The 14626-nt window shown below is 68.2% G+C and carries 9 protein-coding genes and 1 pseudogene; 6 read left to right on the forward strand and 4 right to left on the reverse strand.

Annotated features, from left to right (window positions below):
* Positions 1-78: 78 nt before the first annotated feature.
* The 3 genes from AB4Y42_RS15130 to AB4Y42_RS15140 all read right to left on the reverse strand — a co-directional run bounded on the left by AB4Y42_RS15130 (position 79) and on the right by AB4Y42_RS15140 (position 3005).
* The gene (locus AB4Y42_RS15130) at positions 79-1014 is read right to left on the reverse strand and encodes an electron transfer flavoprotein subunit alpha/FixB family protein (protein ID WP_368694744.1); all 936 of its coding nucleotides are present in this window, start codon (positions 1012-1014) and stop codon (positions 79-81) included.
* A 24-nt stretch (positions 1015-1038) separates the two neighbouring features.
* A complete protein-coding gene (locus AB4Y42_RS15135; protein WP_368686520.1) occupies positions 1039-1788 on the reverse strand; it encodes an electron transfer flavoprotein subunit beta/FixA family protein in 750 nt (249 codons plus the stop codon).
* Positions 1789-2012: 224 nt separating this feature from the next.
* Positions 2013-3005 carry a ferritin-like domain-containing protein gene (locus tag AB4Y42_RS15140; protein ID WP_368686519.1) on the reverse strand — a complete coding sequence of 331 codons (993 nt, stop codon included), beginning with the start codon at positions 3003-3005 and terminating at the stop codon, positions 2013-2015.
* A 481-nt stretch (positions 3006-3486) separates the two neighbouring features.
* On the opposite strand from AB4Y42_RS15140, the pseudogene wecB reads away from it, so the two are divergent.
* From wecB to AB4Y42_RS15165, 5 genes and pseudogenes are all read left to right on the forward strand, one after another.
* Positions 3487-4710 (forward strand): annotated as a pseudogene (gene wecB, locus AB4Y42_RS15145) (non-hydrolyzing UDP-N-acetylglucosamine 2-epimerase).
* A gap of 126 nt (positions 4711-4836) precedes the next feature.
* Entirely contained in the window at positions 4837-7140 is a 2304-nt protein-coding gene (locus AB4Y42_RS15150) for a cellulose synthase (protein ID WP_368694631.1), read from the forward strand.
* Entirely contained in the window at positions 7137-9317 is a 2181-nt protein-coding gene (locus AB4Y42_RS15155; protein ID WP_368694632.1) for a glycosyl transferase family protein, read from the forward strand. Before AB4Y42_RS15150 ends, AB4Y42_RS15155 begins: the two co-directional genes overlap by 4 nt.
* Entirely contained in the window at positions 9314-11890 is a 2577-nt protein-coding gene (locus tag AB4Y42_RS15160; protein WP_368694633.1) for a tetratricopeptide repeat protein, read from the forward strand. The genes AB4Y42_RS15155 and AB4Y42_RS15160 overlap by 4 nt, the downstream gene beginning before the upstream one ends.
* Before the next feature lie 9 nt (positions 11891-11899).
* The gene (locus AB4Y42_RS15165; protein WP_368694634.1) at positions 11900-12832 is read left to right on the forward strand and encodes a hypothetical protein; all 933 of its coding nucleotides are present in this window, start codon (positions 11900-11902) and stop codon (positions 12830-12832) included.
* A 57-nt stretch (positions 12833-12889) separates the two neighbouring features.
* Here the strand turns inward: AB4Y42_RS15165 and AB4Y42_RS15170 are convergent, their stop codons facing one another.
* Positions 12890-13507, reverse strand: a complete 618-nt coding sequence (locus tag AB4Y42_RS15170) for a LysE/ArgO family amino acid transporter (RefSeq protein ID WP_342925091.1) — start codon at positions 13505-13507, stop codon at positions 12890-12892.
* 144 nt (positions 13508-13651) lie between these two features.
* Here AB4Y42_RS15170 and AB4Y42_RS15175 point away from each other — a divergent pair, with 144 nt between their 5' ends.
* Positions 13652-14560: a LysR family transcriptional regulator ArgP gene (locus AB4Y42_RS15175; RefSeq protein WP_342925092.1), complete on the forward strand. Its 909-nt coding sequence runs from the start codon at positions 13652-13654 to the stop codon at positions 14558-14560.
* The last annotated feature ends 66 nt before the right edge of the window (positions 14561-14626 follow it).

A 14626-nucleotide genomic window follows, 5' to 3' on the forward strand; every position in this document is an offset into this window, starting at 1 on the left:
CGCGATGCAGTCGATAAAGAAGGCGCCTTTGTTTTCACAAAGGCGCCTTTCTTGTTTGCGGCTCGCCAGGGAACCGTATTAGCTAATAGCGCCAGCGAGTTCCGGCACGACCGTGAACAGGTCGCCCACGAGGCCGTAATCGGCCACGCTGAAGATTGGCGCTTCCTCGTCCTTGTTGATCGCGACGATGACCTTCGAGTCCTTCATGCCGGCCAGATGCTGGATCGCACCCGAGATGCCCACTGCCACGTACAGCTGCGGCGCGACGATCTTGCCGGTCTGGCCGACCTGATAGTCGTTCGGGACGTAGCCAGCGTCGACGGCTGCGCGCGAGGCGCCCAGGGCTGCGTTGAGCTTGTCCGCGAGCGGCTCCAGCACCTTCGTGTAGTTCTCGCCGCTGCCGAGACCCCGGCCACCCGAAACGATGATCTTCGCGCTCGTGAGTTCCGGACGGTCGAGCTTCGTGACTTCACGGCTCACGAACTGTGAGAGTCCGCTGTCCGCTGCGGCTTCGATCTTCTCGACCGCTGCGTTGCCGCCTTCGGCCGCAACCGCATCGAACGCCGTCGTGCGCACGGTGATGACCTTGACCGGATCGGCCGATTGCACCGTCGCGATCGCATTGCCCGCGTAGACCGGACGCTCGAACGTGTCGGCACTGTGCACCGCGGTGATGTCGCTGATCTGGGCGACGTCGAGCTTCGCCGCGATACGCGGGGTGACGTTCTTGCCCGCAGCGGTTGCCGGAGCCAGGATGTGTGAGTAGTCCTTTGCGATATTGAGGACCGTCGCTTCGACGTTCTCCGCGAGGCCCTGCTCGAGTTGCGGCGCGTCGGCCAGCAGCACCTTCGTAACGCCTACGATTTTCGCGGCTGTGTCGGCAGCGGCTTGCGCATCGTGGCCTGCGATCAGCACATGCACGTCTCCACCAATCTTCCGCGCTGCGGCGACCGTGTTCAGCGTCGCGGCCTTGATCGACTGATTGTCGTGTTCGGCTATTACCAGATTCACCAGATTCGTCATCTTGTTTCGCTCCCCTTACAGCACCTTGGCTTCGGTTTTCAGCTTCTCGATCAGCGCGGCTACGTCCGGCACCTTCACGCCTGACGAACGCTTCGGCGGCTCGGCAACTTTCAGCGTTTTAAGGCGGGGCGCGACGTCGACACCCAGATCCGACGGCTGGATCGTCTCCAAAGGCTTCTTCTTCGCCTTCATGATGTTCGGCAGCGTGACGTAGCGCGGCTCGTTCAGGCGCAGGTCCGTCGTCACAACAGCAGGCAGCTTGAGCGACAGCGTTTCCGCGCCACCGTCCACTTCGCGCGAAACCGTGGCCTTGCCGTCTGCTACGACCACCTTCGAAGCGAACGTCGCTTGCGGCAGGTTCGCCAGCGCAGCGAGCATCTGCCCGGTCTGGTTCGAATCGTCGTCGATGGCCTGCTTGCCGAGAATGACCAGTTGCGGCTGTTCCTTGTCGACCAGCGCTTTCAAAAGCTTCGCCACTGCCAGCGGCTGCAGATCGTCGTTCGACTCGACCAGCACGGCGCGATCCGCACCGATAGCGAGGGCCGTGCGCAGCGTTTCCTGGGCCTGCGCAACACCGCACGAAACGGCGATCACCTCGGTCGCCACGCCGGCTTCCTTCAGACGCACCGCTTCTTCAACGGCAATTTCATCGAACGGGTTCATCGAGAACTTCACGTTGGCGATATCCACCCCCGTGCCGTCCGACTTCACTCGAACCTTCACGTTGTAATCGACCACGCGCTTGACGGGCACCAGAATTTTCAAGCTCTTTCTCCTCGATAGGGGCAATGCTTTCGTCGCTGACGAAGACCTTCGTCACTGTGACAGACGCGTGAGCTGCGCGGAATTCAGCTTTGTGGAAGGCGTGCTTCGAGCGCGCTAAAGCGGCGCCGCGCAACCTGCATGGGCGCGAAGCGTCGCATGAAAGCAGCGCGCGCCGCAATCGTCCGTTCGAACGAAGCGGCGCGCATGGAAGCGAGAGGGGAGTGTCAGTTCTTCTTGTCGCGCACGAAGCGCAGTGCGAAGCGCACGAGCCGCGGCATGGTTTCGGGCCGCAGCAGACGCTTGTCGTAGCCCGCAAAGCGCCGCTCGTTTTCGGCGAGACACAGGTGCATGAGTTCCGGCACGCTGATGTCGACGTCCGTCACCTGCTGCGCGCCGTTCATCGTGAAGTTGTTGTCGTGCCGGTGTTCGTTGCCCTCGGCATCCATGGCGCGCGCGAGGCCGACGCGTTCCCACGCCAGAAACGCCCAGACGCCGGCCACCTTCAGCTCGAAGCGAATGCGCTGCCACCAGTTGAGCCGGGCGCGATGCCAGGCCACCCAGTTCGCGAACAGCAGGATATGGCGGCATTCTTCCTGCATGACGGGCTCGAACGTGTCGATCAGTTCGGGCGGAAAGAGGCCCGAGCGATGCGCCACTTCGAAGAGGCCGAACGCGAAGAAGCTGTCGACGCATTCGCTGTAGCCCGTCACGAGGTAGGCCCATTCGGCGTCCTTGGGATACACGTAGGGCGGCTCGCTCGCGAGCTTGATGCCGTACGCCGCCACCATGCGCGAGAGCACTTCCTTGTGGCGGTTCTCCTCCCACGCGTTGAGTGCGAGCGCATCGCGCATCACGGCGTCGTCGAGCGAGGCGGCATAGGCGGCCATGCGCAGGCGCGCGCGGCCTTCCGTTTGCACGGCAATGTCCCAGATGGGCAGGTCGGTAATGCGCTTGAGCGCCGCGGGTTCGAGCTGCGGCCAGTCGAGTACCGAGGGCCGGTAAGGATTGAAGGTCTCGCGGAACATGCGGCACATCTCGTCGCGATGCACGTCGGAGCCGGGCGTGAGCGCACCGGTGACACGGCTCGTCCAATGGCGCGTGTTGCGCTCGGCGGCGTCGAGCGTCTCGCGGTCTGGACGCTCGACGGGCAACGCGGGCGCGCTGAAGCCGGGAATGAATTGCGACGCATCGAAGGCGTCAAGGATCAGGTCGTCCATCTCGCTGTTCTTTTGCTGGTGGCTAACGCACGCGATGTTTTCGCGGTCGCCGGGATGCATAAGAGACTGCCGTCGTCGCAAGAGCTTACTTCGAACCGGCGCAACGCGCGACGAGCACGGCGCTCCATTGAATCGTTAGCTAACGCTCATACGTCGCGCATGCACGCCGCATGCGGCTTCAATATTCAATCCGTCTCGTTCGACGCAATAATGACCCGGTCCATATCGATTCGCTGAACGAACGCAACATTCGCGGTGCGAACGGTCGTGCCCGAACATTGCTGCGCGGCACGAATGCGCGCAATGGTCTAATTAAGCAGGTAGAGTACTGCTGGCTGGCCCCCTGCTGCGTCGCCCTGAATCAGGCGGCGGCGCAGCAACGGGGGCCGGCGGCAACGGCATGAAGACAGTCGGTCAAGGGGGCGTCGCATGCGGGCAACGCCGCGGCGCCTGGACACTCCAGCTAACCGGAAACCTGCCTGTGCGCATCCTGTCGATATTCGGTACGCGGCCCGAAGCCATCAAGATGGCGCCGCTCGTCAAATGTCTCGAAGCGCAACCCGGCGTGCAGTCGGTCGTCTGCGTGACGGGGCAGCATCAGACCATGCTGCAGCAGGTCCTCGACCTGTTCGGCATCGTGCCCGCGCACAACCTCGGCGCGATGACCGCGAACCAGACGCTCAACGGACTCGCCGGGCGCCTGTTCGCCGGGCTCGACGATGTGCTCGCCGCCGAGCAGCCCGAGCGCGTGCTCGTGCACGGCGACACCCTGACGAGCATGGCGGGCGCCATTGCCGCCTTTCATCGGCGCATACCGGTCGGGCACGTGGAGGCCGGGCTGCGCACCGGCAATCTGTTCGAGCCGTGGCCCGAGGAAATGAACCGGCGTGTGGTGGACGTCGTGAGCGATCTGCTCTTCGCGCCGACCGCTAGCTCGCAGGCGAACCTCGAAGCGGAGGCGTTGGCGGGGCGCGTGGTCGTGACGGGCAATACCGTGATCGATGCGCTGCACCTCATGTGCGAGCGGCTCGACAACGACGCGGCGTTGCGCGAGCGCCTCGACGCGCAGTTTCCGTTTCTCGAACCCGCCGACACCGGCCGCCCGTTGCTGCTCGTTACCGGCCATCGGCGCGAGAGTTTCGGCGAGGGCTTCGAGCATATCTGCGCGGCGCTCGCCACGCTGGCGCATTCCGGCAAGATGCAGATCGTCTATCCCGTGCATCTGAATCCCAACGTGCGCGGCCCCGTGCTCGCCACGCTCGGCAACGCGCCCAACGTTCATCTCACCGATCCGCTCGACTACCCCGAGTTCGTGCGCCTCATGCAGCGCGCGGCGATCGTGCTGACCGATTCGGGCGGGGTGCAGGAGGAGGCGCCCGCGCTCGGCAAGCCGGTGCTCGTCATGCGCGACGTGACGGAGCGCCCCGAAGCGCTCGCCGCGGGCACCGTGAAGCTCATCGGCACCGACCGGACGGCGATCGTGCGCGCGGTGCTCGAACTCGTCGAGAACGAGGACTAGCGGCGCGCCTACGCGCGGCGAGTCAATCCGTACGGCGACGGGCACGCTTCGGAGCGCATCGTCGCGGCGCTCACCGGCCAGCCGTTCGAGCCGTTCCCGAGTCGCGAGTTGCCAGGCTACCGGCATCCGGTGGTCGCCATGCGGCCGGAGCCCGGCGAGGCGGACGAGGCCGACGCGGCGCCTTGACGGCGGTTCGATGCCGACGCATCAGTTGCATCGCAGTGCCAGGCAATCAGTGCATTCCAAAGGCGGGATGGCAAGGACCGCCACGCGGCGGATGTGCCGCCGCGCCGACACCATGAGGCATCACACGTGAGATTCGATCCGATCGGGCAGGGGCGCGCAGCGGGGCGCAAGGGCGTGGGCGCGCCGGTTTGCGTCTATGTGGCCGCAGCGTTTCTCGCGGTGCTGGGGCACTGTGCATATGCGGCGCCTGGCGACCTGGCCGGTGCGTTCGCACAGCTTGGAGCCGGGCGCGTGGAATCGCGAACCGTGTCGCTGGCCGATCTCGGCGTGCGCGATCCGGTCGTGCTGCGCGCCCCCGATGCGACTCAGGAACTCTATCTGCCGGTGCCCGCGGGCTTGCCGATCAGCAACGCGACGCTGCAGCTCGACGCGAACTATCTGCGCGGCAACGGCGGGCGCACGACCTTCCTGCTCTCGCTCGACGGCTCGCCCGTGCAGGCGCGCAACGTCACCGACGCGCAGGGCGACGGCTCGCTCAGCATCGGCGTGGATGGCGGGCCGCGCCCTTCGGGCTTCGTGCGCGTGGGGCTGCAATGGTCGTCGGTGCTCAACGAAAACGTCTGCACGGACCAGACGGCGATCGGCAACGTCTGGAAGGTCGCGCCCACCACGCGCCTCACGTATCAGTTCGACACGTCGGCCGTGAACGACGTGCGCACCGCGTGGAGCGCGCTGCCTGCGAAACCCGTGGTGCTCGTGAGCGGCGGCAAGCTCGATGGCGCGGCTTACGACGTGGCGTGGCGGCTCGAAGCCCTGTTGATGCGCGGCGGCGCCACGCCCGTCACGACGCGCATGCCCGCGGTGGGCGACACCGTGAATCCCGGCACCGTGCAGGTGCCGGCCGCGTTGCAGGCGGTGCCCGCTTTTGCTGCGCTGGCAGCGGGCGGTTCGCACAAGATCGCCAATCCGGCGGAACTCGGTGCACTCATCGCGCTCGCGCCGGCGGGCGCCTTCGCGCCCAACGTCGTGGTCGCCGACGACGCGCTGCGCGCGCAAGCGGGCGCGGCGCTCGATGCATTGCGCGGCGAAGTGCTGGCGGTTTCCGCCGACGCCGCGAGCGCCTTCGACGCGTGGCGCACGCATTCCGGCGGCGCACTTGCCGCGCCGTTCGAGAAGGGCGAATTGCGCCTCGCGCATCTGGGGGGCCTGCCTACCGTGGTGGTCGGCGACGACACCGGCGTGAGCGCGCTTTCGCGCACGTGGAGCGGCATCGACGTGTCGCGCCGGCTCGTCGTGCACGAACTGGCCGCTTCGCCGAACCTGAGCGCAGGGGGTTCGAGCGACCGGATCGCGCTTTCGCTGATCGGCGGAACGCCGCGAACGTTAGAGGTGCTGACGAGCGCGGCATGGGAGGCCAATTTCGATCTCGCGGCCGTCTCGGGCGATGGGCGGATTCCGCGCCGCGTGGTGCTCGATCTCGCTGCCGCGCCCGCGGCGGACCGCAACGGCCAGACGGCGTCGATCTTCTTCAACGGCGTGCTGATCGGCTCGCACCTGCTCGACACCGACGGCCACGCGCAACGTGTGAGCGCGGACATCCCCGTGTATGCGCTCGGCACCACCAATGCGCTGCGCGTGCTGTTCCAGCGTCAGCCGGCGGGCGGCTGCCGCCCGCGCGAGCAGGGCTATCCCGCGGCCGTGCTGCCGGGCAGCCATCTGGTCATCGGCAAGGGACCGCTCGGCGAGAACTTCACGGGCATGGTGGCGCGTTTTTCGCGCACGGCGAATGTGCTCGTGCCCGACGCCTATCTGGCCGACCCGGTAACGACGCTGCCGCGCGTGGCGCGGCTCGCCAACGCGGCGGGCGTGGGGCCCACGCGCGCGACGCTCCGGGTGGTGCCGAACGGCCAGAGCGCGCAGCCGAAAGCTGCGTTCCTCGCCGCCGATGTCGCGCTCGACAGCGAGGCGGGCCACGCGAGCTTTGCAAACGGCCGCCTCACACTCAAGGGGCGCGGCGGCTCGATGCTCGTCGACATGTCGGGTCTCGCGAATCTCGGCCTGATCCAGGTGGTGCGCTCGGGCACGACGCCTGGCATCGTCTACCGCAGCGTGGGCGAAGCGCCGGTTCTGCCGCCCGGCATGCAGTTGCAGCAGGGCGACGTGGCGATCGTCGATGCGAGCGGCGTGCTCAAGACCTTCGACACGCAGTATCCCGGCGGCGTGCCGCCGACGGACGATCAGCGCGCGTGGCTCACGCGTCACTGGGCGGGCTGGGGCGTGCCGAGCATTGCCATCGCAGTGATGGTGCTGCTGCTGCTCGCCGCGGGCTTCGCGCGCAAGCGGGCGCGGGCGAGGACGGCGGCCGCCGCCGCGGCGCGCGCGGCGCAGGAGAGCGCCGAAAACCCGGACAACAAGCAGAGCGGATCGTGAGCGCGAACGCCATCGACTGGTGGCTCAACTATTTTGCCGGCCGTTACTACGAGGGCATGGAGTATCTCGCCGCGGTGGTGGCGGTGGTGATCCTGCTGTCGAGCATCGACGATCTCTTTATCGATGCGTGGTACTGGGTCCGCCGCATCATCCGCCACTACACGATCGAGCGCCGCTACGAGCCGTTGCGCGCCGAGCAGCTCTACACGCGCGAGCAGCAGCCGCTGGCGATCATGGTGCCCGCGTGGCGCGAGGAGGATGTGATCGCCTCGATGGTCACCGACCTCGTGCGCGTGCTCGACTACAAGAACTATGTCGTGTTCGCCGGCACCTACCAGAACGACGCGGCGACGATTGCCGAGGTCGAGCGCATGCGGCGGCGCTACAAGCAGCTCCACCGCGTGGAGGTGCCGCACGACGGCCCCACCTGCAAGGCCGATTGCCTGAACTGGATCGTGCAGGCGATCTTTCGCATGGAGAAGGAAACCGGCATCGAATTCGCGGGCGTGATCCTGCACGACAGCGAGGACGTGCTGCATCCGCTCGAGTTGCGCTTCTTCAACTACCTGTTGCCGCGCAAGGACATGATCCAGTTGCCGGTGGCGTCGCTCGAGCGCGAATGGTACGAACTCGTCGCGGGCACCTATATGGACGAGTTCGCCGAATGGCATGCGAAGGATCTCGTGGTGCGCGAGAGCCTGGCCGGCACGGTGCCGTCGGCCGGCGTGGGCACGTGCTTCTCGCGCCGCGCGCTGGCCGGGCTCGCGGAGGAAACGCAGAACCAGCCCTTCAACACGGAGACGCTGACCGAAGACTACGACGTGGGCGAGCGCCTCGGCCGCATGGGCATGCATTCGATTTTTGCGCGCTTTCCCGTGGAGTTCGCCACGCGGCGCAAGTCGTGGTTCGGCTTCGGGCCCGAGCGCGACGTCACGCTGACCATGCCGCTGTGCGTGCGCGAGTTCTTTCCCGATACGTTTCGGACCGCTTACCGTCAGCGCGCGCGCTGGACGCTCGGCATCGGCCTGCAAGGCTGGGAGCAGACGGGCTGGGTCGGCACGATCGCCAACCGGTATCTGCTCGCGCGCGACCGCAAGGGCATCGTGACGGCGTTCGTCGGCATCATTGCCTACGTGCTGCTCGCGCAGTTCCTGCTCTTCGCGTACGCCGAGTTTCTCGGCATTCGGCCGGAACTGGTCGCCTCGCCGTTCGCGGGCTCGCGCTTTCTTACCATCGTGCTGTGGGCCAACGGTGTCGCGCTGCTGCTGCGCGTGATCCAGCGCGTCTACTTCGTCTCGCGGCTCTACGGCTGGGAGCATGGCGTGCTGTCGGTGCCGCGCATGGTGATCGGCAACTTCGTGAACTTCATGGCGGTCTCGCGCGCGTGGAAGATGTATCTCGCGTATCTGGTTACCGGCAAGCGGCTCGTGTGGGACAAGACCATGCACGACTTCCCCTCGTCGGACGGCTTCACGGACCGCCGGCAACGCCTCGGCGAACTGTTGCTTTCGTGGCAGGCGATCGGCCCGAAGGAGCTGGAGCAGGCGCTGGCCCAGGAGCACGCGCAGGAAGCGCCGCTCGGGCGCGTGCTGATGGCGCAGGGCTGGCTCGACGAGGAAACGCTCGCGGAGGCCATCGCGTTCCAGGCGGACCTGCCGCGCGGCCGGCTCGATCGCGAACGGCTCACGCGTTACGCGAGCGATCTGCCGATCGAATTTGCGGTCCGTTACCGCGTGCTGCCGCAAGGCGACGACGGCAAGGGGCACGAAGTGCTGCTGTGCGCGAGCCCGCTCGCGGAGGCGGCGCTCGCTGAATTGCAGGCCCAATGCGCGTTGCCGATCGTGCAACGCATCGTGCGCGAGGGCGAGGTGGCGGACGGCTTGCGCCTGTTGCGCGGCGTGCCGCCGGCGCAGGTGCGCGAGGCGCATGAAGCGAAGGCGAACGCCGAGGCGCAGGGCGCCGCTACCCCGGGCGTGCCGCTGCTGGGCGATCTGCTGATCGAACGCGGTGCGGTCAAGCGCGCCGCATTTGAAGGCGCGTTGCAACGCTATCGGCCCGCCGAGCACGGACGGATCGGCGATTTCATGGTGGAGCAGGGCGTGATCACACGCGATGCGCTGGCTGCGGCGATCGCGGAGCAGGAACGCCTGCGCGCCGAAGGTGCAGCCGCGTCATGAGACGGACTCCGAAGCGTTTTCCGGCGACGCGATCTTCATCCGGCTGGGGTGGGGGTGTGCCGCGTCGTGCGGCGATGCCGCGTGTGTTCCTGCTCGCCGCGTTGTGGGCGGCGCTCGCGGGCGCGGGGCGCGCTCAGGCCGAGGCGTTGCCGCAGGGTACGCAGCCGTTGCCGTTGAGCGGTGCGGCCTATCGCGTCGCCCAGCAAGGCTACGACGCTTATGCGCGCCACGACTACGCGGCGGCGGAGCGCTATGCGCGCGAGGCGATCCGGCAACGGCCCGATCTCGCCACGCTACGCTTGTTGCTCGCGGACTCCCAGGCGGCGCGCGGGCAATGGCGCGAGGCGAGCCGCACGCTCTCCGACGCGATCGCGCAGGTCGGTCCCGACGCGGCGCTCACGGCCCGGCGGCGCGAGGTCGATGCGCAGGTGGCGGCGCTGGCGCGGCCGGGCGCGCCAACCGCTGGCGGCCGCACGGCGCGCGCCGCGCCGCCGCCGGGTTCCGGTCCGCCCGACCATCTGACCGGCCGCGCATGGCAGCTTGCTCAGGATGCCTACAAGTCATACGGGGCGAAGCAATACGACGCCGCGTGGCGGGAGGCGAATGCCGTCATCGCATTGCGGCCCGACATCTTGCGTCTGCGGCTGCTCGCCATCGACGCCGCCGCGGCGGGCGGCCACGACCGCGAAGCCTGGCAGGCTGCGCAGGACGCGCAGCGGCGTTTCGGCGACAGCGAGGCGCTGCGCGAGCGCCGCACGCAGATCGGCGCGCGGCTCGCGCCCGCGGCGGTGCAGGCGGCCCAGGCGGCGCGCACGCGCAGCGACACCGCGCAGGCTGTCGCGCTCATGCACGAGGCGATCGGCTACGCGCCGCTGGAACTGGGCAACCGGCTGCTGCTGTGCGAGATGCTGCTCGAACAGAACGACATGGCGGGCCTCGAAGCGGCGGCGGGCGAGGCGATTGCATCGGGTGCCACGCCGACGCTGATGCCGTACGTGTTGCGCGGCTATGCACGTGCAGCGCAGGGCAGGTCGGCGCAGGCCGATGAGGATTTCGCGCAGGCGCTGCTGAGCGAAGGCGCCTCGCTGCGCGACGAGCGCGTGGCGCACGCGATCATCGCCGATGTGTGGACGGCCGAAGGGCAGCCGCAGCGCGCGCTCGACTTGCTTGCCACGCTGCCGCCCGTCGGCGACGACACCAACGCGCTGATCGCGATGCGCCGGTACTACGCGCGCGCGGCGCTCGCGCAGGCCGCCGCGCCGACCTCGCCGGCTACGCCCGGTGAGCGGGTGGCCGCGGCGGCGCGCCCGGTGCTCGACTGCACGGTGGACCAGTACGGCAGCGCCTGCGACGTCTACGCGGCCGATCCCGGCTTTGCGTACCGGCGCGCGGCAATCGTCGCTGCGCAGCGCGGCGATCAGGCGGCCGCGCTCGACGCGCAGCGCCGGGCCGTCGCCGCAGACCCGCGCAATCCGCAGCATCGGCTCGAACTGATCGACGCGCTCACGGCCGCGGGCGATACCGAAGGCGCGACGCGCGAAGCGCGCGCGATGCTTGAGGCGGGCCTGCTCGACGCGCTGCCGCCGCTTTCCGCCGCGTACGTCGCGCAGCGCGCGGGTGACGACCGGCGCGCGTCCACGTACTTCGCGCAGGCCGACGAAGCCGGCCAGTTGCCTGAGCAGGCCACTGGCGATGCCGGCTACAGCGCGTACCGCGCGACGTTCGACGCGCTGGCCGCAAGCTATTTCAAACACGCGATCGATTACGGTACCTCGCCGCCGCCGGGCGTGGCCCCGGCCACGCTGGTGCAGCTGCAAGACCTGCGCAACGCCCACGCCGACGTCACGCGCGACTGGGGCGCGATCGCCTCGGTCAACTATCGCGGCGCAGGCCTGCAGCCCGGCGTCTCGACCGGCGAAGTGCCCGGCTCGTACAACAACTGGCAGATGGGCGTCGAAGGATACTGGCGGCCGTTCGGCTCGCTCGGCGACCGCAACTTCGAGGTCTACGCGCGCGTCTATCAGGACGTCGGCGCAAAGGGCGACGCGCCGAGCGGCATCTCCACGGCGCTCGGCGCGATCGGCGCGCGCGCCAAGCCGTTCGAGTCGATCAACGCGGTGGTGGCGTTCGAGCGGCTCATCCCCATCGGCTCGCGCGCGCCTTCCGACTGGCTGCTGCGCCTCGCCTACTCGGGCGGCATCGGCACCGAGCGACGGCTCGACGTGCCTTCGTGGTGGACGGTGCAGGACTATGGCGAAATCGGCCATTACGTGAGCAACGGCTGGAACTACGGCACGGGCTATATCGAGGCGGGCCGTACCTGGCGGCTCGACACCATCAGCCCGAGGCTCACGGTCTTTCCGTACGCGGTGGCCGGCGTGGACTACGATTCGAGCATCAACCGCAGCGCGCCGGTCGGCATGGGCGTGGGCGTCTCGACGCGCTACTGGTTCCGCGACAGCTTCTACGACGCGCCGCGCTCCTACGTCGACGTGACGGTGCAGTACCGCTGGCGCATCACGGGCGACGACCGGGCGGGCGGCGTGTTCTTCGGTGCCGTGCTCTCTTATTGAGGAAACCTGATGATGGTGCGCAGAAAGGCTCGAGGCATCGCGGACGAGGCAGAGGCGGGCAGCCGAACGCGCTTGCGTGCGCGGCCGCGCTACGCGCGCCTCGCATGCGCGGCGCTGTGCGCGCTCGCTGCCGCCGGATGCACGCTGCAGGTGCCCGCACACGCGGATGCGCTCGCGCAAGGCATCGTCTGGCAGCCCGACAACGACCATCTCGACTTGCGCGGCGACTGGGACCGGTTGGGCGTCAACGAGCTGCTGGTGCAATGGATCGCCGTGGACGACGTCGCGTTCATGGCGGGCGCGGGCATTCCCGCGCCGCGCGTGCCCGACTGGGTGCGCATTGCCAGCGAACCGTGGGCGCGCGGCGTGATCGTCGGCCTCGCGGGCTATTCGGACGAGAAGAAGGCGCGCGAGAACCTCGAAACGCTCGTCGATCGTTCGCTCAAGCTCGCGGCCGTGCGCCCGCCGGTGCACATCACAGGCTGGTATTTTCCGGTCGAAGTCGATCCCACCTGGACCGACGCGCCACGCATGGCGCCGCTACTGAAGAAGCTGCCGCATCCGCTGTGGATCAGCGTGTACGACACCAGCAACCTCGGCGGCGAAGCGCTCGCGAAATGGCTCGACTCCTGGCTGCCGCGCGATGTCGGCGTGTTGCTGCAGGACGGCTGCGGCGTCTATGCGCGCGGCCCGGCGGCAGCGCGCGAATATGCGGATGCGCTCTCCGCGCATCTGGGCCACAAGCGCGTGCGCATCATCGCGGAGGCGTTCCGGCCCAAACAGGGCGGCGGCTTTCGCGCGGCCACGGCCGCCGAGCTGGCGCCGCAGCTCGAGGCGTATCACGGTTATCGCGTGTATCTCTTCGACGGCCCGCACTACATGTCGCCGGAGCTCGTCGAGGGCCTGCTGCAGCAGCAGAAGGCGCGGGGCGCGGCGCAGTAGCGGGTCGTATGGAAAACGCGGCGAACGCGTAACGCGCGCTCGGCGCTTTCGCGGACTTCAGCGCAATTGCGCGAAGGCGATCAACAGGACCATGCCGCCGATGGCGCCGTCGAGCACGCGCCATGCACCCGCACGCCGGAACAGCGGCGCGAGCACGCGCGCACCGTAGCCGAGCGCGACGAACCACACTGCGCTCACGGACATCGCGCCGATCGCGAAGGCGAGGCGGCTGCCCTGCGGTTCGCGCGCGCCGGCCGTGCCGATCAGCAGGAAGGTGTCGAGATACACGTGCGGATTGAGCCAGGTGAACGCGAGCGTCATGAGGATGATCGGCCAGGCGCGTTGCTCGGGCGCATCCGCCGCGGCCTGGCTCTCCAGCACTGCGTGCGACGGGCGCACCGCACGACGCAGTGCGCCGATGCCGAACCACACGAGCCAGGCGAGGCCCACGTACAGCACGATGTGCACGAAGGTCGGATAGCGCTCGACGAGCGCCGAGGCGCCGCCCACCCCCGCGCCGATCAGCACGAAGTCGGACAGTGCGCAGAGCAGGACGATCTTGCCGACGTGCGAGCGCAGGATGCCCTGACGCAGCACGAACGCATTTTGTGCGCCGATCGTGACGATGAGCGAGGCGCAGAGCGCCGCGCCGTGAGTGAAAGCGAGCCAGTTCATGACGGTTGCGGAGAAAGTAGGCGCCGCGGGCGGCGCGGGGCGCGGCGCCTGCGGTCATTGGACATCGACAGGGAATGGCGCTAGTCTGCCGCCAGGAGCCGCATAAGAAAAGCTCATTTTCATTAACCGGATTAAGGAACGCTAATGCTCGACTATGCCTTGCTCGATGCGCTTGCCGCCGTCGTGCGGCATGGTTCGTTCGATCGCGCCGCGGGCGCGCTCAACGTCACGCCGTCGGCGGTTTCGCAGCGCGTGAAGCTGCTGGAGGAGCGCGTGGGCACCGTGCTCGTGAAGCGCGGCCAGCCTTGCGTCGCGACGGCTTCCGGCGCGCTGCTGTGCCGTCACACGGAGCGCGTGCAGTTGCTCGAGGCGGAGCTGGGCGGGGCGATGCCGACCTTCACGAGCGCGCTGGGGGCGGCGCGGCCGACACTGCGCGTGGCCGTCAACGACGACAGCGTGGGCACCTGGTTCATCGACGCCGTGGCGGGCTTCTGCGTCGAACGCGGCGTTCTGCTCGACCTCGTGATCGACGACCAGGATCACACCGCGCAACGCATGCGCGACGGCAGCGTGCAGGGCGCCGTCACGACGCAGGCCGAGCCCGTGCAGGGCTGCCGCTCGACGCGCCTCGGACGCATGCGCTACCTCGCGGTGTGCTCGCCGGCGTTCTTCGAGCGGCATTTCGCGCAAGGGGTGACGCGCGACACGCTGCGCCACGCGCCGTGCGTCGAGTTCAACCCCAAGGATCAACTGCAAAAGCGCTTCATTCGCCGTATCACGCGCGCGCAGATCGACGCGCCGCTGCACTGGATTCCCCACGTGGCCGGGTTTCTGCGCTGCTGCCTGAACGGTCTGGGCTGGGGCATGTGCCCCGAGCGCATGATCGCGCCGCATCTCGCGCGCGGCGAACTCGTCGAACTCACGCCCGGCCGCGCGCTCGACGTCGAACTGTACTGGCAGAGCTGGCGGCTTTCCATTGGCTGGCTCGACGACTTCGGCGCCATGCTCAAGGTGCGCGCCGGCGAATTTCTCGATCAGGGCCGCGGCGCGTAAGACGCGCGCCGCACGATATCTTCATTCGTTTGTCTTTATCCGCGGATTCAATGGTGGATTAGTGTG

The organism is Paraburkholderia sp. EG286B, assembly GCF_040965655.1.
Lineage (GTDB): Bacteria > Pseudomonadota > Gammaproteobacteria > Burkholderiales > Burkholderiaceae > Paraburkholderia.